The following is a 21,934-nucleotide window of genomic DNA, read 5'->3' on the forward strand; positions in this document are numbered from 1 at the left end:
CTACTATCAATTTGGGTTACAAAATAGGGATTGACATTGAATAACATGCAATTGAAGCATAGAAAATGTGAGAATTTGAAAATTTGAAAATTCATTCTGAGCGGCTTATCACTTTTAGAGCAAATACTCCCAATACCCCGGAGTAAATAAAAAAAATTCGAAGGCTCACCAAAGCATTTTCAAATTTTCAAATTTTCAAATTGACAGCTAACATTGTAATTTGCATACATGGAAGACACGCTCGTTATTCGTTCCGCGGACATTGAAGATGTTAATGCTATTGGTTTCCTCGCTTACCAAACATGGCCCTCCACTTACAAGGAGATTCTCACGCTTGATCAATTGCAATACATGCTACAAATGATGTACAGTCCGGCCGCACTTCAGGAACAAATGCTGCAAAAGCACCATCACTTCTATATCGCAGAAATCGACGAAAATGAGGTAGGGTTTACTTCATATTCAGAAACAGAGCCTGACACTTTCAAAATTCACAAAATATATGTACTGCCCGGTCTGCAAGGCAAAGGTGTTGGCAAGGCGTTGATGGATACGATTATTGAAGAAGGAAGAGAACACGGCGCAAAAAAAATCCAGCTAAATGTAAATCGTAACAACAAAGCCATCAGCTTCTACGAACGCAGCGGTTTTAAAATCATCAAAGAAGAAAATATTGATATCGGGAATGGATATTTTATGAACGATTTCGTGATGGAAAAAGACATTTAATTTGAAAATGTGGTAATGTGGTAATTTGAAAATTCGCTGAGTGCACCATTCATTACAAAACATCTATTCTCTAAACCTTGGAGATTTTAGTCACGCACTTCTGGAGCCAGCACTCAAAGCATTTTCAAATTACCATATTTTCAAATTTTCAAATTGGTTGCTGCTAGCCGGCAACCACCGGCTCATCCACCACCGGAGCCCCCATTGCAGCGGCTTTCATCCTGTGAGCGGTTTCGTGACCAAGGTATCGTTCTATCATTCTTTCCATTAAATAGATCAATGGCGTTAAAACAATTGCCATGGTGAATTTGTAGGTGTAGTTCACTATACATATCGCCAGCACCAACTGCCAGCTCCAGTTATTACCAATTTTAAAAGCAATGAACAAAACGATAAAACTATCTACGAACTGTGAGATAACGGTCGAACCGGTTGCTCTTAACCAGATCCATTTATCTCCTGTTGCTCTTTTGATACGGTGAAACACCGTCACGTCAACAATCTGACTCACAAGAAATGCGCACAAACTTCCGAGAATGATCCACATACCCTGTCCGAAAATTGCATTAAAAGCGCCCTGCATATCCGGCACGCCTTGGTCCTGCTTGCTCCCCAGCCAAAAATTTGCGCCCGGCAAATGGATCGCGAAATAAAACATAACAAATGCATAGCTGATCAACGCAACAGCTATGTAAGAAATTCTTCTGACTGCTTTGGGGCCGTAATATTCATTCACAATATCTGTCAGCACAAATTCAAGTGGCCACAGTATAACGCCACAGGTCAGGTTAAATGACAATCCGGATTGCCCAAACAATGTAAAAGATGAAGGCTTCATGCCCAGAAAGCTTTCCAGTGAAAATATCTTTCCACCTATACATTCTGCTATCAGGGCATTTGCAACAAAAAACGCGGCAAAAGCTACGAACAGTTTGGTAGGTTTATCTTTAAGTATCTGGTGTATCATGAGTGAGTTATAAGTTATACGTTATAAGTATAAGTATAAGTTTCGGTTTTAAGCTGTCAAAAAGACCATCCCACTTAAAACTTATAACTTACCACTTACTACTAAATAGATCTGTAAAATAAAGAAAAGTCCGTTTATCAAAAGCAACCAGCGGGGTAATACGTTTTGCTTTTTGAAAAGCAGGAGTAATATTACCCAAACATTCACCACAGCGTTTGTCACAAAAGAGAGTATATATCCCGGAATTGCCAGTGCATTTTTAAAATTGCCATCCGGTAAAAAATGGAAATATTTAGTAAGTATCAACAACAAAAGGCAAAGATTGAAGATAAAAGCAACTTTTGCCAATAACGAGATCTTCATAATGGGCGTGAAGATAGCAAGGGTTCAGGAATTAGGAGTTAGAAATTAGCTGGATATGATTGCATTTTCCCCTCTAATTCCTAATTCCTGCTTTCTAATTCCTAATCCTTCATAAGAATCAGTAAAATAGTTTATTTTGCCAACCAAAATTTTTTTAGCAATGCAACCAACCTGGCTTAAGAAGGTTCTACCTCACGTAATAGCAATATTGGTCTTTCTTGTTATTACCCTTATTTATTGCAGACCGGCTCTTGAAAGTGGAGTGACAATGGTACAGTATGACAATACCGGCGTTGAAGGAATGACACATCAGATAAAAGAGCATCAAAAAGCCACCGGTGTTGCACCGCTCTGGAATACGAATGCATTTAGCGGAATGCCGAACTTTAATATTTTATATCCGCTGCCTACATCTCCATTAAATGTAATAGACAGTGCAATGCATTTGTGGCTGCCACAGCCAATGAGCTTCTTTTTCCTGGCTTGCGTTTGCTTTTACATACTCTGTTTGTGCGTCGGGATCCGGCAAGCCGGTGTTGCTATTATTGGTAGCATTGCTTTTGCGTATTGCACCTACGATCCTATTATTGTTGCAGCTGGGCACACAACCAAGATGCTGGCCATGGCATATATGCCGGCATTGTTAGGAGGTGTTCTTTTATTATATCGAAAAAAATACATTGCCGGTTTCGTTTTAACTACATTGTTTACGGCGTTGCATCTAGCGCAAAACCACCAACAGATAAGTTATTACATCTTTATCGTTATTGCGATAGCATCATTGAGCTTTATTATTTTCTCTGTTAGAAAAGGAGAAGTAAAACCAATGTTGAAATCACTTGGTCTTATTGCCATTGCAGGTTTGCTTGGTCTTGCCGCTAACTCCTGTAACCTGTTGACCATTGCAGATTATACAAAAGATACAAAGAGAGGCGGCGTATTGGTAATGGACCAAAAAGGTGAAGCTTCGCATAAAAGCGAGGGCCTTACTTCTGAATACGCCTTCATGTGGAGCTATGGCAAAATGGAAACATTCTCTTTAATGTTTCCGGCGATTCAAGGTTATGGTTTCCACTACGCTCAAAAAGATGGCGACCAGTGGATGTTCCCAAAACTGGACGAGAATTCAAAAACAGCCAAATATTTTTCTGAAAAATTAAATGTCCCGGAAGATCAGGCTACGAACTATGCTGTTTCAATGAGCCAAAGTCTTTACTGGGGACCGCAACCATCTACTGATGGTCCTGTCTTTTTAGGTGCAGTGGTTTGTGTTCTGTTTATCATTAGCATGTTCTTTATTGACAAAGAATACAAATGGTGGCTCCTCGCTGCGAGCCTTGTTGCAATTGTAATGGCATGGGGCAACAATTTTGCAGCTATTAATGATATTCTGTTTAAGTATTTGCCCTTGTACAATAAGTTCCGTGCGCCATCCATGACGCTCGTTATTCCGCAATTATTATTCCCGTTGGGTGCCGTTTTAGGCATTCAGCAAATCTTAGCTGCTACTGACGAAAAAGCGACATGGAACAAAATCAAAAATGCTGCGTATGTAACAGGCGCCATTTTTGTAATTGTTGGCGGGTTTTATTTTACAAGCGATTTCAGTAAAGAAAATAAAGAAAGAAAAGCGGCATTTGTAGATATGCTGAAAACTGATTCCACACATATGCAAGCCGCATACAACGCATTGAATCAGAAATACCAGCCTAAAACAGATAACCAGCTTTTTGAGCAGCTCATGCTTAATACAGGAGGAAAAGAAGATATAGCAAGTGGCGTGGTGAGAGCTGTTCGCGAAGACAGAGCGAATTTCCTGAAGAAAGATATTTTGATCGCGTTGGTATATTCATTGCTCGTATTTGGATTGCTGTATGCATTCATAACAAAGAAAGTAAACTGCACCGTTCTACTTGTTGGTATTGGATTAGTGATGGCTATTGAGTTGTTTACTATCAACACTAAGTATTTAAACAATTACAACTTCGATTCTAAGGAAAAATTCCAGGAAGATGCATTTCCTTTAACCGATGCTGATAAAGCGATCTTACAGGATAAAGATCCTGATTACAGAGTTTTAAACCTTGCAGAACGTGCAGATCCTTTCCAGGATGCAAAACCATCTTATTACCACAAATCAGTGGGAGGTTACCATGCTGCTAAACTTAGCATTTACGATGATCTGGTTAGCTATCAATTATCAGGCAAATTGAATCCATCGGTTTTGAATATGCTGAATACAAAATATTTGATTCAGTCAAATCCGCAAACCAACAAACCGATTGCGATTCCAAATCCGGAAGCGCTTGGCAACGCGTGGTTCGTGAAAGCCGTTCAGTTTGTAAATGGACCTGCACAGGAAATGAAAGCGCTTGATCAGTTTTCACCTAAAGACACGGCGATCGTAGATGAGAAATACAAGCAAGTAGTAAATGGACAATTTACATTTGACAGTACTGCGTCTATCAAACTCACCAAGTTTGACAACGATGCCATCACTTACGAAAGCAACGCTGCGACTGCACAACTGGCGATATTCAGTGAAATATACTACAAAGACTGGAACGCATATGTAGACGGCAAAAAGACTGACGTAATCAAAGCCAACTATGTATTGCGCGGAATGATCGTGCCTGCAGGCAAACATACTATCGACTTTAAATTCGAGCCTAAAGTATATTTAAGAAGCTTTACAATAGATACAATAGCAGGTTGGTTAATTTCCATACTGGCGCTTGGCTGGTTGGTAAAAGAATTTTTGAACAGTAGAAAATCAACGCAACCGGCACCGGCGCAAAAGAAGGCTTAGTAATGACAGATCTATCGATCATATTTGTAAATTATAAATCGGCCGGATTATTAATTGATTGCCTGGATAGTATTTATAAAGAAACGACGGGCATTTCCTTCGAAATAATTGTAGTAGACAATAACTCTGAAGATAATAGTCAGGAAAAAGTAACCAGGTTGTATCCAAATTTAAAATGGATACAACTTGATTACAATGCCGGCTTTGCCCGCGGCAATAACGCCGGCATTCCACATGCTACCGGACGAAACATTCTTCTCTTAAATACCGATACTATTATCCAGGAAAATGCCTTGTACAAAACAGTAGCGCTGTTTGAAGAGCATAAGGAATATGTTGCGTGTGGTGTTCAATTGCTGAATACAGACGGCACACATCAGATATCCGGAGCGCATGTTATGAAAGGCGGTTTGAATACACTGCTTCCACTGCCTTATCTAGGCTCGTTTGTAAGATACTGGGGCTATAAACTCAATGCCAAAATTCCGAGCGTAACAACTGTTGCCGCCATTACTGATGTAGACTGGGTGATCGGTGCTTTTGTTATGGTAAGAAAAGATGTTCTCTCGAATTCAGGCTTACTCGATCCCGATTTTTTCATGTACGCAGAAGAAATAGAATGGTGCGCAAGATTAAAGAAACAGGGCAAGCTTTGCTTGTTTGAAGAACCGAAAGTTATTCATATCGGGGGCGGTACGAGCAGTGATTTCTATGATGAAAAGGAATGGAACAATGGCAAAAATTTGTGGAACCGTCGCGGCCGCCAGGTAATTGTGTCGACGCAACTACGCATCCGCAAAGAGTTTGGCATTGGTTGGTTCCTTGTGCTTACATTCTTTTATGTGATTGATGTGCCTGTTTTCTTATTTGGATTAATTATTGAAAAATTATTCAAGGGAAAGGAAGCCCGGTACAGCTGGCAAAATTTTATTGAATACACTAAAAACATTGGCGTGTTGCTAGGGTACTTTTTCAAAATGCTACGCAACAAACCTTTTTTTTATAAAGTGAAGTAATGCAACTATCTATCATCATTATCAACTACAATACTTTTACGTTAACGTGTAATTGTATCCGTTCCATACACGAAAAGCTAACGGGTCTTTCTTATGAAATTGTATTGGTAGATAATGCATCCGTTGAGCGAGATCCAACTGAATTTAAGGCACAGTTTCCTGATATTGTTTTGGTGGCCAGCAAAGAAAACACCGGCTTTACAGGGGGTAATAATATTGGATTAAAGCACGCTTCAGGTGAGTACATCCTTTTACTCAATAGTGACACAGAACTCATCAACAACGCGCCTAAAATCACTTACGATTATTTGATCGAACATCCGGATACCGGCATGACCACTTGCCAGCTGTTGTATCCTGATGGAAGAAAGCAATACAATGCCCGCCGGTTTCGCACTATTGGCTGGGAGCTCCTCGAAATCTTTCCGTTGTACAAACTAATGCCGAAGGAAAAAAGGGAATCTTTAATGCTGCACCATTACTTCGATCATGAGAGAGAGATGGATTGTGATTGGGTGTGGGGCACATACATGATGTTTCCTAAAAGAATAATCGATCAACTTCCCAATAAAGAACTTTCAAACATTTTCTTCATGTATAGTGAAGACACGCTCTGGTGCTGGGAATTCAGGCAATTGGGTTATAAGATTCACTTCTTGCCGCAGGCTAAGGTAATGCATATACACAAGGGAAGTTCAAGTAAAGAAAAGCACCTTCAGGTTAGAAAAACGGGCATTAAAAACCATGCAGCTTTCATGCATAAATTTTACCCAAATTGGCGCTGGTATGTTTTTGCGGCTATTTATTATACTAAACAATATGCAGCACTGACGGCCACAAGACTATTGGGTAAATAGTCATTCCATTTTATTTCAAAACAGGTTTCCTGTACATTTTCTTGAACATAAGGAACAAGCTTCGTCCAAGCGTGCTTCTGTCAATCATAGCTGCGAGCTTAATACTTTGCTCCCTCATCGGATCAAATGATTTACGAGGAATTAATCTCTTTGCATACCCCACAAATGTCTCAATAGTATTTTTAACGCTTAATTCAGAGCCTCCATTTTGCCTCGGCGTCCTTAACAACCGATGGCACATCGCCTTGCATTCGCTTAGTAAAAATGCTTCACCGTTTTCAGCAATCACTTTAGCATACTCAGCTCCGGAGGCTTGAACATCCTCAAGATATTTTACAAACCTTTCGAAAGCATCCTGGATCTTTTTATCAGATGATGTAGTAGTTGCGCTTTGATGAATTCTAAAAGAAAAACAATTCTCTTCTGCCGTTACTTTATAGCCAAGCCTCGTGAGATTCAGCCACAGTTCGTAATCGGCAAACAGCAATCCCGGATAATCAGGAATGCCGCCGAGCTTGTCATAATCCGCACTGCGCATCAAAAAGCCTGTTCCAACAATATCAAACTTTTTTGTCATTATGCTCGTCAAAAAAGACTCCGCGTTTTCGACAGCCTGCATTGGCCTCGCGGATCGTATGACTTTACTTTGAGAGTCGATCAGATTAAAGTGAGTTTGAAACAAACTTGCACCGGGATATTTGCTGATCAGCTTATTCATCACTTCGAGGTAATTACTTTCCAGCACATCATCATGCCCGATCAATGTAATATACTCATTTTTGGGAACGGCTACAGCCCTCGCCCAATTTTCTTCAATTGACAATGATTTATCGGAACGGTAAATAACGATCCTTGGATCATTCAGGCTTTCAAGCCATTCAGCCGTACCGTCTGTGCTGCAGTTATCAAGTACAATGAAATTGAAGTCCGAATACGTTTGCGAAAGAATGCTTTTAGCACACTCCTTTACATATTCTCCGCCATTGCGAACGGGTAGTATGATGCTAAATCTATAATGCATGATTCCGTTTCCAAACTAAATAAGTTAAACAGACTTTACTTTCTTGATTATTTTATGTAACAAAGTCCTTTGGGAAGCCATTGGATCCTCATTATGTGCTATTGTTTTTTCACCTTTGGTTACATGCTCCGGAGCTTTTCTGCGAAGCTTCTCAAAAATCACCATGCTATCATAAAAGTGAATGGCATTTGTAGAACGTGTAATATCGTTTACTTTAAACTTTTTACTTTCACTATGCCAGGCATACAAAGAGTCAATCAGTTTCTTGGAATACTCAATAAAAGAGCCTCTTCTATGAAGGCCCCCACCATATTCATACCAGTATGAAGTACATGTATCTTCACACACATAAACGCCGTCGTCTTTCAAATGCTGATATAACGCTTCAAATGTAACAATCTGTTGTTTCATGGTGTGTCCGCCGTCATCAATGATAAGGTCAGGAGCCGGTATTTGCTTTATAATATCCGATAAAAAATTTTTATCCTCCTGGGATCCGATAAATATCGTAACATTTTCCTCTTCAAGTTTTTTGCAATCCGGATTGATATCTACAGCATAGATTTTGACTTTAGAACCAAAATACTTTTTCCAAATCTGAAAAGAGCCGCCGTGCGAAATACCAATCTCCAAAATAACGAGCTCTTTATCTCTATACTTCTCAAAGTATCGTTCGTAAATTTCAAAGTAGTGGTCAAGCTTATGAATTAAGTTGCCTGAATGTTCATTAAAAATTTCTCTAAGACTTTTCATGGTTGTATGGTTACTAAATGATCATATTAATTATCGCAATTTGCCAACATAATTTCTTCGATAGTCGATATATCCCCTGACAATCATACACAGGGATATCCATTTATTTTTATTGTACAAAAGGTTGTTTTTAAAAACATGTAGAATATCCACATCCTTCTTCTTAAAGTCTGCAGGAAAATATTGTTTGTATCTTTTCCGCATAATTAAGTAATTACGCGTCATGTAATAGAGCCTAATTGGAACATGCAAAAAACGGTCTGTTTTTTTCCAGTTTATTATTGATCGTGCTGCTATGTTTTGCCCCAGACTGTGTGTCATATAAATCCCTTTACACAACAGGGATTTAAAACCCTTCAAAGCTATTTTGTAGGAAAAATCAGAATCCACTTCATCAATAAACAGGTCCTCATCCATCAATCCCACTTTAAAAGCAATCTGCACATTTACAAATGTTCCTGAAGTTATCAATAATGTTACAGGTTCGCAAACAACGTTTTCATCCGGCTGTTGTCCATCCCTTTTATACTGCACACCTATTTGACCTATATCACTGTCCTGTTCTGCATGTTCGTTGAGCTTCGCTACATAAGCTTCCAAGTTAGCAGCCGAAAAATTTGAATCCTGGTCCATTGTAAGCAACCATTTGAAGCCATGCTGCAAAGAAGCTTTCAATGCAAGATTTATCCTGTTGCCAATACCCCTGTTTACGCCATCGCTCAGCACTTCAACATCTGTTGGCAATGATTGAAGGTCCACCAGCGCCTCATGGCTTTTCTCGGAGTTATCAATTATCCAAAGCTTTTCCAAAACCGGGGCATAACTTCTAATGTTATCGACAACATCTGTATCAGGATTATAAAGAATAACAACCCCTGCCAGTCCTTTTATTGGTTTCATAAAAACGCATCTTCGATTTTCGAACTTTTTAATTTAAGTTCTTTTCCTTCACCACTACCACCACATTATTCATATACAAATCATCTCCTTTGGGCCAAAATAAATTACCAACTACAGCCAATATGTTAAATACAGTCATAAAAGCATAGCTGACTGCAGTTCGAACTCCGGGAATTTTTCCAAACAGTCTTCTTATTATATGGGTTTGAAAATAACTGATGAATAACTGACTGATCGTTTGAAAGGCAGATCCGGCTTTATCAAATTCGATAACCTTAAATCCATTACGCTCCAGCAGCGCCTTTAATCCAAAAGAAGTGTAGCGTGCAAAGTCTACCGGCTGCTCATGTTCGCAAATAGCAAAAGGACAGGTTATCAGCATTTTGCCTCCTGTTTTCAATACCCTGTTGAGTTCCTTCAAAATATCTTCAAGATTAAAAACGTGTTCAAATACTTCAGTAGAAAATATTCCATCAAACCTATTGTCGTCAAAAGGTATATGCACGCCATCATAGAATACGTCAATGGATTCATTTACGTGAGAATGTCCTTCTCCATTGTAGTCAACTCCTACATACTCGTCAACGGTAAACAGACTTTTATACGGCTTGGACCCACACCCAAAATCCATAATCGAGCCACTTAATTGATGTACATGTTTTATAACAGCTTTCAACAAAACTTTTCGAATCAGATAAGCAGTCAGATGTATTCCAGGGTTAAATTGAGAAGGAATAGACTTCAAATTAGGTTTCATTATCGTGTTTTATTTTCTACTTGACTAATCTTTGTATCATCTCCCCAGAAAGCCATCGGTTCATAGTCGGGATATGGATAAAATCCAAGATTAAGTTTTATGTCTTTGTTTTTTTCTTTCAAATAATTTTGAACCAGCTCTTTAACTGTGATGGGCACACCACTGCAACAGTTAATAACGCCTGTTACTTCTTTTTGCAAGGCAACTTTTACTATATATCCGGCAACCTTTGTCACCGGCAAATAATCCCGCACCTGCTCTCCCCCACTCATGTTAAACACCTTCTCCCCTGCGTCTAATGCCTTGTCCAGTTGTGATAGCAAGGATTTGGGGTTCTGTCCCTTTCCGTACATGTAAAACAACCGGAGCCATTTGAATGAGAATGAGAAACTATTTTGCAAAGCCTCTACCTGTTTTCTCAATTCGTCTTTTGCTTTTGCATAAAAGTTGTCTGGGTGAGTTGGCATATCCTCGCTTAGTTTGCCTTCCTGCATGCCGTATTCAAAGCAAGTACCTGTTATGCTTATGTCCGTTGCTCCATTCCTAACCAAGTTGCTTATAAATTGAAAATGCCTTGGCAGATTAACTTCGTAATGATAAGCTTCTTTATAAAAAGGCAAACCTTCCCAGGCAAGATGAATTATAACATCCGGTTTGCCAAAGAAATCGAAGTAATTTATTGTATCGTCAAAGAGCGTAAAATCAAAAGCCTTATAGATCACTTGCGAAAACCAGGTAAACTCCTTTGCTTTATTAATGTTTGATGATGAAGCGATCACCATGCATTCATTCTTCAACAACTCATTTACCACATAATTTCCAATAAAGCCGGTGGCACCGGTTACAAGGACCTTTTTCATTTTACAGTATTTGCAGTTGAGGTATTGGAATTACAAACTTTCCACCCCAATCCTTAATATAAGCCAGCTGGTTCACTATCTCTTCTTTCAAGTTCCATGGAAATATGATGACAAATTCCGGCTTTTGCGCTTTCAAATATGCTTCGTTCACCACCGGTATATGACTTGCCGGCAAAAACTTATTCTGTTTGTGCGGGTTGGCATCAACTACAAAATCAATCAAATCGTTTTTAATACCGCAATAGTTCATCAATGTATTTCCCTTTGCTGCGGCGCCATATCCGGCTACACTTTTATTGTTTCTTTTTTGTTCCAATAAAAAGCCGAGCAAATCCAATTTTATTTTAAGGGCCTTGTCCTGGAAGTTATTGTAGTACTCCATTGACGTCATGCCTTTATTCTTTTCTTTCAAAAGAAGCGCTTCCACATTTGGAGAAATAGCTTTCGAGCCATCCTCTTTATGCTTTGCATAAATTCTCAGCGATCCACCATGTGTTGGAATTTCTTCCACGTCAAACATTTCCAGTCCCTGTGCTGCAAAAATTTCTTTTACGGTATAGAATGATAAATAGGAGAAATGCTCGTGATAAATGGTATCAAACTGATTGTTTTCTACCAGTTGCATCAGGTGCGGAAACTCCATTGTGATAACGCCATCATCTTTCAAAATCGTCTTCATACCCTTTACAAAATCCACGATGTCCGGAACGTGAGCAAGCACGTTATTACCCAACAGGAGATCAGCTTTGGTTCCTTTATCAGCAAGGTTTCTAGCAAGCGTTGTTCCGAAAAAATCCACCACTGTTTCTACGCCTTTCCCTTTTGCCACTTCAGCTGTGTTTGAAGTTGGCTCAATACCCAAAACAGGAACATTTTTTTCCTTGAAATATTGAAGAAGATAACCGTCGTTTGAAGCTATTTCAATTACAAGTGAATTATTGTTGAACCCAAAACGGTCGCACATTTTATCAGCATATTTTTTCGCATGCTGCAACCAGCTTGTGGAGTATGAAGAAAAATACACATAGTCGCTATTGAAAATAGCATCAGATTTTTTGTACTCATCAACCTGCACCAGGAAACATTTTGGGCAAGTGTAAACTTTCAATGGATAGTAAGCCTCCGGCTCATTCAATTGCTCCTTCGTTAAAAATGAGTTAGACGCCGGTGAATTGATGAGATCAATAAAAGTGTCGGTTAATTCTCTTTTACAAAACCTGCAATGCATATTATATTTCGCTTATTATATTCCTTTAAAATTGTTGTCTATTAATGAATGATTCAAATCTCTTTCTGACACATTCACGGCCTGCAACGGCCACTGTATACCAATTACAGGATCATCATATCTTATCCCGCTTTCCACACCCGGCTTATAAAACTGGCTATGATGGTATATCAATTCTGCGTCATCGCTTAGTGTTTGAAACCCGTGAGCAAATCCTTTTGGAATGTAAAGCATCCTTCTGTTTCCTGCAGAAAGCTCTGTTCCAAAATATTGCAGGAAGGTTGCCGAATCTTTCCTCAAATCAATTATCACATCATACACAGCACCACTGATGCAACGGACCATCTTTATTTCCTCAAACGGCGGTAATTGAAAGTGCATTCCGCGGATCGTTCCTTTCTTGCTGGTAAAAGAATGATTCATTTGCACCCACTCAGCATCGTGTCCAATTTGCGCAAACTCGTCTTTGCAATATGTACGCGCAAACCACCCTCTGTCATCCTTAAAAACATTCAGATCTACTACAAAGCTAGCCTGCAGCGATGTTGATGTAAAGGTCATAGCGCAAGGTATTTTTTTATTTGCTCAAAAGTAAAATCCAGTTTGTTTGCATCGGGTTGCTTATACCAATTCAGCGTCCATTCTATTGCCTGTGCAGCGTCTAGTTTAGGTTGCCATTCCAGTTCTGTCATTGCTTTTGTGATATCCAGCTGCAACAAATTTGCCTCGTGTGGCTGGTTTTTATCAGAAATATCGTTCCAACTTCCTTCTCCCCAGGCTTTGATGGAAACTTCTACCAATTCTTTAACAGATAAATGGTCTTTTGGCTGAGGGCCAAAATTGTAGGCTCCGCTGTATTTTTCAGGTGCGGCATCGAGCAAAGCTCCAAGTATTAAATATCCTGCCAGCGGCTCCAGCACATGTTGCCATGGACGTACGGCATGCGGACTGCGAACGTCAATTGCAAGTTCTGCAACGAGCGAACGCACAATATCCGGAACAATTCTGTCCTGGCTCCAATCTCCGCCACCTATTACGTTCCCTGCCCTGGCACTTGCCAGTGCTTTTTGATGCGAAGCGTATTTTTGTATATTAAAAAATGAATTTCTAAACGAATTCACCACGAGTTCAGTACAAGCTTTGCTTGCACTATACGGATCGTAACCGCCAAGCACATCATGCTCTTTATATAATGTTCCGTTTTCTTTATTCTCGTATACCTTGTCGGTGGTAATCACCACCACAGTACATTTTTTCTGTAAAGCAGTTACGGCTTCAAGCACATTCGCCGTGCCGACTACATTTACTTCAAATGTTTCCGCAGGAATTTTATATGATCTTCTAACCAGCGGTTGTGCAGCCAAATGGAAAACAAAGTCTGGCTGAAAGCTTTCTATTTCAGCATTCAACTTTTGCTTGTCCCTTATATCTGCAATAATGGTTTGTTCGATTAAGTTTTGCTCTGTAAGGTGAGCGAACAGACTGCCCTCGTACTCCGGCTCGAGTGCATAGCCTTTTACGTGAGCACCCAATATGCGCAAAACAGAGACGAACCAACTGCCTTTAAACCCAGTGTGGCCGGTTACAAAAACCTTTTTTCGACGATATGCGTTTTCAAGATTGTTCATCGTTACCAAACTTTCCATTTTGCCTGATTATTTTTCCAAAGGTTCTCCAGTTCAATCTTATCCCTTAGCGCATCCATGCATTTCCAAAATCCTTTATGCTGATAAGCTACGAGTTCGTTATCCTCGGTAAGTTTTTCCAAAGGCTCATCTTCCCACATCATCTGGCTCATATCTGTTTGCAGGTATTTAAAAACTTCTGGTTTCAATATGAAAAAGCCAGCATTGATCCATTTTCCTTCATCTTTTGCTTTTTCTCTGAACGATTCAACTTCGCCATTAGCGGCTAGATCCATCCCTCCAAAACGAGCCTCGAGCTGCACTGCAGTAACAGTGGCAATTTTATTATGAGATTTGTGAAAGGCAATCAAGTCATTGATATCCACGTTGCATACGCCGTCTCCGTAGGTCAACATAAAATCTTCGTCGCCAATATATTTTTGCACTTGTTGAAGTCTGCCGGCTGTTTTTGTATTAAGACCTGTTTCTACCAGGGTTATTTTGAAATTTTCACTTTGCGTTCCCAGCACTTCCATTTTATTGCTGGCAACGTCTATGGTTATGTCCGAATTATGCAAAAAGTAGTGCATAAAATACTCTTTAATAACATAACCTTTATAACCGAGACAGACTATAAAATCGTTAAAGCCATAATGGCTATATATTTTCATGATATGCCACAAAATAGGTTTACCACCTATCTCAACCATTGGTTTTGGTCTGATATCAGTTTCTTCGGAAATCCGCGTGCCTAAGCCGCCGGCAAATATGACAACTTTCATTAAAAATATTTTTCTAAGATCGCAAAATCACCAAACTACACATTACAAAAAACAGCACTTTATTTAATATAAGTGGGGTAAAACTAATACTTTATGGAATACTATCATCAGTAGCCGTATTTTTTGCCATTTTTTTTATTTGTTTCCAAATTGAAGCAAAACGTTTGTTATAAATCATTTAGGAACTTGGCGTTGGTTGCGTCATTCATTTACAACTTAATAACACGAAAATTTACCACCGTCAGAAAAAAGTATTTTTTTTGCATAACTCTAAACTCCCGGTAAACCCTTATGTTGTTAGAAAAAGAACTTAAGCCTATCCTATTGTGTTTTTTATATTTCTGTATTCTTGTCTCTGTGAGCTCTGCTAATGATGGCAGAAAATCGCTGGCGAAGAGGAACGCTGCAAATACACACAACAGATTAAAAGAAAACTCATCTACCGAAAACTCACCTGCATCGATATCCTGCAACAATTGGTTGAAAATAGGCTCTGAACCCTCTTTTGTCAAACTTGGAGACATTGACGTTTCTGGAAATACAGTAACTGTAGAAGCACTTATTAACAGGACCACACCTTGGAGCGGCGGTAGATTCTACGCCGGAGATGTGGTTTCAAAGCATACCGGCCCTAACAATACGAACTATCTTCTGCGGCCCAGCACCGCCGAAATAACCACAACCAATGGCTATTTTGCAACACCCCAGATCTGCGACATCCAGTTAAACAAAACCTACCATGTTGCACTCGTATATGATGGGGCTACGTTAAAATTTTATAGAAACGGGCAACTGATGAGCTCGGTAGCTGCTACCGGAAATCTATATCAAAACGATCTAATGACGCAGATTGGATATATGGATGGTAATAACCCAGGAGAAAATTTTATTGGCTACATCAATGAAGTGCGTATTTGGAAAGTGGCAAGAACCCAGGCGGATATACAAACATACATGAACGGTAGCCTGCCGTCGCCAACAACCCAAACGGGCCTCGTAGCTTACTATACATTTGACAATCTTTTGAACAAGCAGGGGAACACACAATGGAACGGAACTTTGTCTGGCAATGCGTCGATCAACAATACAAATCCAAATTGCGCTGATGTTAAACAAGAATCCTGCTGCCCTATTCTTTCAGGTACGCTAACAGGAACACCTACATGCAGAAACGCTCAACCGTCACTGACCTTTACTTCATTAGCAGGACAGGCCCCTTATACTATAACCTATACAAATGGCACGCAAACCTTCACGCAAACCAATGTAATTAGTGGCGTAGCTTTTACAGTTCCGGAAACTATTCAAAACAACACTTACTATACGCTCTTAAACATTAAAGATGCAAACGGTTGTAGCAGCAATGTGTCAACAACCAGCGGAGGAAGCAATCTTATAGCAAATGGAGATTTCTCGCAAGGCAATACAGGTTTCACATCTTCCTATCATTATACCTCGAACAATGTTACGGAAGGCGAATATTATGTGGGGTCAAACTCCTACGTTTGGAATCCGCACACTGCTCAATGTTTTGACCACACGAGCGGAAGCGGAAATATGATGCTTGTGAATGGCGCACCCACGGTAAATGTGGGTGTTTGGAAACAGACTATTACAGTAACTCCGAACACCAATTATGTCTTCTCAGCCTGGATCGAATCTATTTCCCCCAACAATCCGGCAATGCTGCAGTTTTCTATAAATGGTACTCAGCTTGGAAATGTTTTCCAGGCATCCTCCACAACGTGTTTGTGGCAACAGTTTTATACAACCTGGAACTCTGGCAATAACACCACTGCCGTTATTAGTTTGATAAATCAAAACAATATAGTTCAGGGCAATGACTTTGCAATTGACGACATTTCATTTACAGGAATAGTGCCTGTAAATGAAAAAACTTTAGTAGAAGTAAAAGACTGTGGTACCCCATCTGCAAGTTTCACAGCACCGGATACTGTTTGCGTAAACACGCCTGTAAACATTACCAACACTTCCGTTCTCGGCAATTCATTTTATTGGAATTTTTCTGTAGCTGACATAAACAAAACGCCCATCGGTCAAAACATAGGCAACATTGGAGGAATGCTTTCAAGTCCCGTCTTTATTGATGTAGTTTCAGACAACGGCAACTACTATGGCTTCCAAACCAATTATGTCGGCGGGCATCTTATAAGATTTGATTTTGGTAACAGTATGCTTAACACACCTGCCGCGACGGATCTTGGCAATTTTGGAATGCTGCCCACTCCCATTGGTGTGGAGGGCATACAGGTTGTAAAAAATAATGGCAAATGGTATGCAATTATCGTGGGAGGCGGTGCGATTGCGGGAAACAGCGCCAGAATAGTTAAGATAGATTTCGGGACCAATATTGCCAACAACGCTCCTACAGCAACCAATTGGGGCAACCTCGGAGGCATGGAACAACCAATCGATTTGAACATGTTTGAAGAAAACGGAAATTGGTACGGCTTTACCGTAAATGCAGATAACAACACCGTTACCAAGTTTTCTTTCGGCAACAATGTTAGTAATCCTCCGGTGGCAACCAATCTTGGAGGTTTTGGCTTGCTAAACTACCCTACAGGTATTAATGCTATCCACGAAAATAATAACTGGTATGTGTTCATAACAAATGCTACCAGTTCAACGATCACGAGACTTGATTTCGGCAACTCATTAAACAATACACCCACAGCAGTAAACCTTGGCAACCCAAGCAATGCATTGAACCAACCAAGAGACCTGATCATCATGCGCTTTTGCGGTCAGCTGATTGGGTTTGTGGCAAACGGCAAGGATCCCAATCGCCCATCATCAAATGATCTTACAAAACTGGACTTTAATGACCTGATCACGAACGTACCAACAGGCACTTCATTGGGCAATATTGCCAATTTCCAGTTTCCGCACTCTTTGTCAAGGCTGTTCCGTGAAGGTTCTGATCTTTACACATTTATTCCAAACGTACAAAACAACACGCTTAGCCGTTTGAAGTTTGCAGGAAGTAATGACGTTAACATTCCTAATTCCCCATTGAAAACTCCTCCTACAATTACCTATTCCAAACCCGGCATTTACAACGTCAATTTATTAATGGATGAGGGTTTGCCAACGCAAAGTTCTTTTTGTAAATCTATCGTTGTAGTTGCTCCGGAAACAGCCTTCCTTGGAAGCGATGTTTCCACTTGCGACAAGACCTACACAATCGATGGAACAAGACCAAATGCCAAAAGCTATCTATGGAGCAATGGTGCAACCACACCAACAATTACGGTTAACCAGTCAGGCGACTACTGGGTAGAGGTTACAACAAATACACCTTGCCCTGCGAGAGATACAATCAATATCACTTTCACCCAATGCGTTGTTGCGAGCTTTGCGGCACCGGACACAGTATGCGTGAATACTCCCGTAACCATCACCAACACCTCTACATTGGGGTCAATTTTTTACTGGAACTTTTGTGTTGCCAATGTTGGCCAACCACCACTGGGAGATAATATGGGGACTATCGGCGGTTCTTTTAACAGACCGGTTTATATCGATTACGTTTTAGACAATGGCAATTATTACGGCTTCGTAACCAATAACAGCTCATCCAGTCTTATTCGTTTGGACTTCGGTAACAGTCTGCTCAATACACCTACGGCAGTCAATCTTGGTAATCCAGGAGGTGTGCTTCCTTCCGCATCAACGGAAGGTGTACAAATTGTAAAAAATGAAGACAAGTGGTACGTGATAATAGTTGGTGGTGACCCCGCATTTAACTTCCAACCTTTTGTTGCAAAAATTGAGCTCGGTACAAACATCACGAACAACGCTCCTACAGGAACTAACTGGGGAAATATCGGCGGCCTTAATTATCCGCACGACCTATTTGTGTTTAACGACAATGGACATTGGTATGGAATGACTGCCAACACTTCAAATAGCACGATTACCCGCCTCGACTTTGGCACCAGTTTTTCCAATATACCAACAGGTGTAAACCTTGGTAATGTAGGGCAATTGACTAATCCAACAGGTTTGCACGCAATAAAGGACAATGGGCGCTGGTTTGTATTTGCGACTAACGTTAACAGCCAATCGATAACAAGACTTGATTTTGGAAGCTCGTTACTGAATACACCTACTGGTTATAACCTGGGCAATGTAGGCGGCCAATTCAAAAATCCATGGGATATTTATGTGATGAACTTTTGCGACAGCATTGTTGCATTTGTAAGTAACTCTTCCGACGGCACTTTAACCAAACTCAACTTTGGCGGAAGTTTGCTCAACAACAACCCTACCGCTGTAACTTTTGCCAATGTTGGTAATCAAAATTTCCCGCACTGTCTTTCTAAAATATTCAGAGTAGGATCAGATTTGTTTTCGTTTGTGATGAATGTAAACAATAACACCATCACAAGACTGAGGTTTCCCGGCTGCACGAATTCAAGTATCCCAAATTCAACATTGAAAGATCCTCCATCAGTTACCTATTCTATTCCCGGCGTATACAATATTAACCTTGCGGTAGATGAGGGCCTTTCTACGCAGACTTCATTTTGTAAGTCTGTAGTTGTACTCGCAGCACCTGACGTTCAACCGCTGCTTGACACATTCCTGTGTCGCGGCGATAGCTTAAAACTGCAGGCTAACTTCAAATACGGCAAATATCTGTGGAGTAATGGCGCTACTGATTCAGCAATCTTTGTTAAAACCGCAGGTAATTTCTCTGTAGAATATGATTACTATGGTTGTAAAGGAAAAGACGACTACACGACTACTATAAAAGAACTTCCGCTTGTTAATCTTGGCGTTGATACAAGCATTTGTAAAAATGATTCGTTGTTGCTGGATCCGAAAAATCTTGGAGCTAAATTCTTATGGCAAGATAAAAAGATAGATAGTGTCTATTGGGCTAAAACAGCGGGAAGCTACAATGTAAAAGTTACCGATGCATTTGGTTGTGTTCAAAAAGATACCGTCGCCGTTGGCATATTCGCTTTGCCAAACATAGGCTTACCAGACAGCAGCTATTACTGTAAATATGACTCACTGCAACTGGATGCAGGAAAGAACGCGATTATCTATTCGTGGGATAATGGTGCCGCTACGCAAACCATCTGGGCAAAAAGTGTTGGCAACTACATTGTAAAAGTTACCGATGCAAATGGCTGCATCAATAAAGACACCAGCTATATCAGTGAAAGAGCTTTGCCTTTAATTGATTTGATCGAGGATACTTCCATTTGTAAAAACGATTCGTTGTTGCTAGATGCGGGAACAAACGCAGTGAAGTATGCATGGCAGGACGGTTCTTTAAAAAATACTTTCAAAGTAAAGCAAGCTGGGTTTTATAAAGTTATCATTACAGACAGATACGGCTGCAGTAATAAAGACTCTTTGACAGTTAGCACATTGCAGCTTCCGGTAGTGAACCTTGCAAGCAATGCATCTATTTGTAAAAATGATTCGCTTTTGCTTGACGCCGGCACTAATGGCGTAAAGTATTTATGGCAAGACGGTTCTTCACAGCAAACAATTTGGGCCAAACAAGGAGGAAATTATGTTGTAGCAGTTACTGATGGGAACAATTGTACAAACAAAGACACCACAGCACTTTCTATACTACAGTTACCGGTAATAACACTTGCAGATAACACGACCATTTGTATCGGAAGTGCTGCGCAAATAAATGCATCCTCTGCAACAGGAACAATCTATGTGTGGTCTTCATCTCCTACACTGTCAGCTATCAATATTTCGAATCCTATTGCCACACCCACAGACACAACTAAATATTACTTAAAAGTGACCGACGCCAATAACTGTTCGAATAAAGATTCTATAACGGTTAATGTGGTCGCAGTGCCAACTGTAGCCATGTCGAAGGATACCGCAATATGTTCTGGCTCATCCATCGTTCTAAAAACACAGGCAACCTCTACAAACAAATATGACTGGTCGCCTGCAACGACGCTTGACAACCCGTCTATTGCAAATCCAACAGCTAAGCCTGCCGCAAAAACAACCTATACCGTCAAAGCAAGTAATGAGGGTTGCGCTGCGAATGGGCAGGTAACCATAGATATTTTGCCGCTGCCAACGATTGTCAAAAGTAATGACACCACAATTTGTATTCCCGGCAGCGCACAACTCAAAGCTTCAGGTGGCGTGTCTTACAAATGGTACCCGGTATTGGGACTGAGCAATGCGCTTATTGCCAACCCGGTTGCAACAACCAACAACAGTACTTATTATAAAGTGCAGGTTACTGACGCAAACAATTGTAGTAAGCTGGATTCTGTTTTAGTAAAAGTTTTGCCGAAACCAGTATTCGCAATTGATCCCGGAAATCCTGCTCTGTGTATTAATGACTCGCTACTCGTAACGGCAAGCGGCGGTGATGTTTATCAATGGACGCCAGCGACAAATATCTTGAACACAAATAATGCGGCAGCGACAGTGTTCCCGAATGCAACAACTGACTACGTAGTTACCATCACCAATAAAGTTTGTAATGTAACAGATGTTTTAACGGCACACATAAAAGTAAATCCATTGCCAACGATCAGTATGCGCAAATCAAACGATATTGATTGTATCAACCCGAGCACAAACATTGCTGCTTCAGGAGGTATAGAATACAAATGGTGGCCGGCTGAATACCTCAACGATCCGACAGCCATCAGTCCAGTGGCGAGCGTGCTCCAAAACACAGAATTTTATGTAGAAGTGACCGACAAAAACACCTGCTCAAACACCGATAGTATAATGGTGAACGTTACACACGATGGAGAAAACCTCTTCGTTGTGCCTAATGCATTCACTCCAAATGGAGACGGTCAGAACGACTGCTTCAATATCCGACATTGGGGCGTAAACAACAAGCTGATCGACTTTAGTATTTATGATAGATGGGGCACAAAAGTGTGGGCAACTTCAAACATTGCAGATTGCTGGGATGGAACATTCAAAGGACAACCTGAACCGGGAGGCGGATTCGTGTATATCATTCACGCTAAAACTATTTGCGGGGATATCGTAAGAAAAGGCATGGTGATGTTGGTGAGGTAGAAGTGAGAACGCAGATGACGCTGATTAGACGGATTTACACAGTTTTTTTTGCAAGTATGAAGCCAGCTTGAATTATCAGGCTGGCTTTTTTATTTGCAAAGACTTTGACAGATTCAAGCTAACACTCCGTGGCTCTGTCTAATTATCAAAAAAATCTGTGTAAATCCGTCTAATCCGTGTCATCTGCGTGCTATTCTCT

General features: G+C 40.4%; 16 protein-coding genes. 5 read left to right on the top strand and 11 right to left on the bottom strand.

The window, feature by feature from the left end; translation table 11 throughout:
- Nucleotides 1-228: 228 nt before the first annotated feature.
- Nucleotides 229-729 (top strand): GNAT family N-acetyltransferase, encoded by a 501-nt coding sequence (locus QJ048_RS17765; RefSeq protein WP_282335750.1) that lies wholly within the window; start codon nucleotides 229-231, stop codon nucleotides 727-729.
- Between the two features lie 163 nt (nucleotides 730-892).
- Here the strand turns inward: QJ048_RS17765 and QJ048_RS17770 are convergent, their stop codons facing one another.
- Together QJ048_RS17770 and QJ048_RS17775 are read right to left on the bottom strand one after the other, a co-directional pair.
- Nucleotides 893-1,696: a queuosine precursor transporter gene (locus QJ048_RS17770; RefSeq protein ID WP_282335751.1), complete on the bottom strand. Its 804-nt coding sequence runs from the start codon at nucleotides 1,694-1,696 to the stop codon at nucleotides 893-895.
- Nucleotides 1,697-1,777: 81 nt separating this feature from the next.
- On the bottom strand, nucleotides 1,778-2,059 hold the full coding sequence (locus QJ048_RS17775; RefSeq protein WP_282335752.1) for a hypothetical protein: 282 nt from the start codon (nucleotides 2,057-2,059) through the stop codon (nucleotides 1,778-1,780).
- Between the two features lie 160 nt (nucleotides 2,060-2,219).
- Between QJ048_RS17775 and QJ048_RS17780 the strand changes: the two genes are divergently transcribed.
- The 3 genes from QJ048_RS17780 to QJ048_RS17790 are packed head-to-tail and all read left to right on the top strand — an operon-like array spanning nucleotide 2,220 to nucleotide 6,741.
- A complete protein-coding gene (locus tag QJ048_RS17780; RefSeq protein WP_282335753.1) occupies nucleotides 2,220-4,868 on the top strand; it encodes a YfhO family protein in 2,649 nt (882 codons plus the stop codon).
- Between the two features lie 2 nt (nucleotides 4,869-4,870).
- Nucleotides 4,871-5,884, top strand: a complete 1,014-nt coding sequence (locus tag QJ048_RS17785; RefSeq protein ID WP_282335754.1) for a glycosyltransferase family 2 protein — start codon at nucleotides 4,871-4,873, stop codon at nucleotides 5,882-5,884.
- A complete protein-coding gene (locus QJ048_RS17790; RefSeq protein WP_282335755.1) occupies nucleotides 5,884-6,741 on the top strand; it encodes a glycosyltransferase family 2 protein in 858 nt (285 codons plus the stop codon). The genes QJ048_RS17785 and QJ048_RS17790 overlap by 1 nt, the downstream gene beginning before the upstream one ends.
- A gap of 10 nt (nucleotides 6,742-6,751) precedes the next feature.
- Here the strand turns inward: QJ048_RS17790 and QJ048_RS17795 are convergent, their stop codons facing one another.
- From QJ048_RS17795 to rfbF, 9 genes are read right to left on the bottom strand one after another with little or no spacing between them, the layout of a single operon-like run.
- Nucleotides 6,752-7,762 carry a glycosyltransferase family 2 protein gene (locus QJ048_RS17795; protein ID WP_282335756.1) on the bottom strand — a complete coding sequence of 337 codons (1,011 nt, stop codon included), beginning with the start codon at nucleotides 7,760-7,762 and terminating at the stop codon, nucleotides 6,752-6,754.
- A gap of 24 nt (nucleotides 7,763-7,786) precedes the next feature.
- A complete protein-coding gene (locus QJ048_RS17800) occupies nucleotides 7,787-8,515 on the bottom strand; it encodes a class I SAM-dependent methyltransferase (protein WP_282335757.1) in 729 nt (242 codons plus the stop codon).
- A 30-nt stretch (nucleotides 8,516-8,545) separates the two neighbouring features.
- Nucleotides 8,546-9,415, bottom strand: a complete 870-nt coding sequence (locus QJ048_RS17805) for a glycosyltransferase (protein WP_282335758.1) — start codon at nucleotides 9,413-9,415, stop codon at nucleotides 8,546-8,548.
- Nucleotides 9,416-9,443: 28 nt separating this feature from the next.
- Nucleotides 9,444-10,172, bottom strand: a complete 729-nt coding sequence (locus QJ048_RS17810; RefSeq protein ID WP_282335759.1) for a class I SAM-dependent methyltransferase — start codon at nucleotides 10,170-10,172, stop codon at nucleotides 9,444-9,446.
- Complete coding sequence (locus QJ048_RS17815; RefSeq protein WP_282335760.1) at nucleotides 10,172-11,032, bottom strand: NAD-dependent epimerase/dehydratase family protein; 861 nt, start codon at nucleotides 11,030-11,032, stop codon at nucleotides 10,172-10,174. Before QJ048_RS17815 ends, QJ048_RS17810 begins: the two co-directional genes overlap by 1 nt.
- 1 nt (nucleotide 11,033) lies before the next feature.
- The gene (locus QJ048_RS17820) at nucleotides 11,034-12,260 is read right to left on the bottom strand and encodes a class I SAM-dependent methyltransferase (protein WP_282335761.1); all 1,227 of its coding nucleotides are present in this window, start codon (nucleotides 12,258-12,260) and stop codon (nucleotides 11,034-11,036) included.
- Nucleotides 12,261-12,275: 15 nt separating this feature from the next.
- Nucleotides 12,276-12,821: a dTDP-4-dehydrorhamnose 3,5-epimerase gene (gene rfbC / locus QJ048_RS17825; RefSeq protein WP_282335762.1), complete on the bottom strand. Its 546-nt coding sequence runs from the start codon at nucleotides 12,819-12,821 to the stop codon at nucleotides 12,276-12,278.
- A complete protein-coding gene (gene rfbG, locus QJ048_RS17830; protein WP_282335763.1) occupies nucleotides 12,818-13,906 on the bottom strand; it encodes a CDP-glucose 4,6-dehydratase in 1,089 nt (362 codons plus the stop codon). Before rfbG ends, rfbC begins: the two co-directional genes overlap by 4 nt.
- Nucleotides 13,891-14,667, bottom strand: coding sequence for a glucose-1-phosphate cytidylyltransferase (gene rfbF, locus QJ048_RS17835; RefSeq protein WP_282335764.1), 777 nt, complete (start codon nucleotides 14,665-14,667; stop codon nucleotides 13,891-13,893). The genes rfbG and rfbF overlap by 16 nt, the downstream gene beginning before the upstream one ends.
- Before the next feature lie 291 nt (nucleotides 14,668-14,958).
- On the opposite strand from rfbF, the gene QJ048_RS17840 reads away from it, so the two are divergent.
- A complete protein-coding gene (locus QJ048_RS17840) occupies nucleotides 14,959-21,735 on the top strand; it encodes an Ig-like domain-containing protein (protein ID WP_282335765.1) in 6,777 nt (2,258 codons plus the stop codon).
- The last annotated feature ends 199 nt before the right edge of the window (nucleotides 21,736-21,934 follow it).

The organism is Pinibacter soli, assembly GCF_029961145.1.
In the GTDB taxonomy this organism is placed as follows: Bacteria; Bacteroidota; Bacteroidia; order Chitinophagales; family Chitinophagaceae; genus Pinibacter; species Pinibacter soli.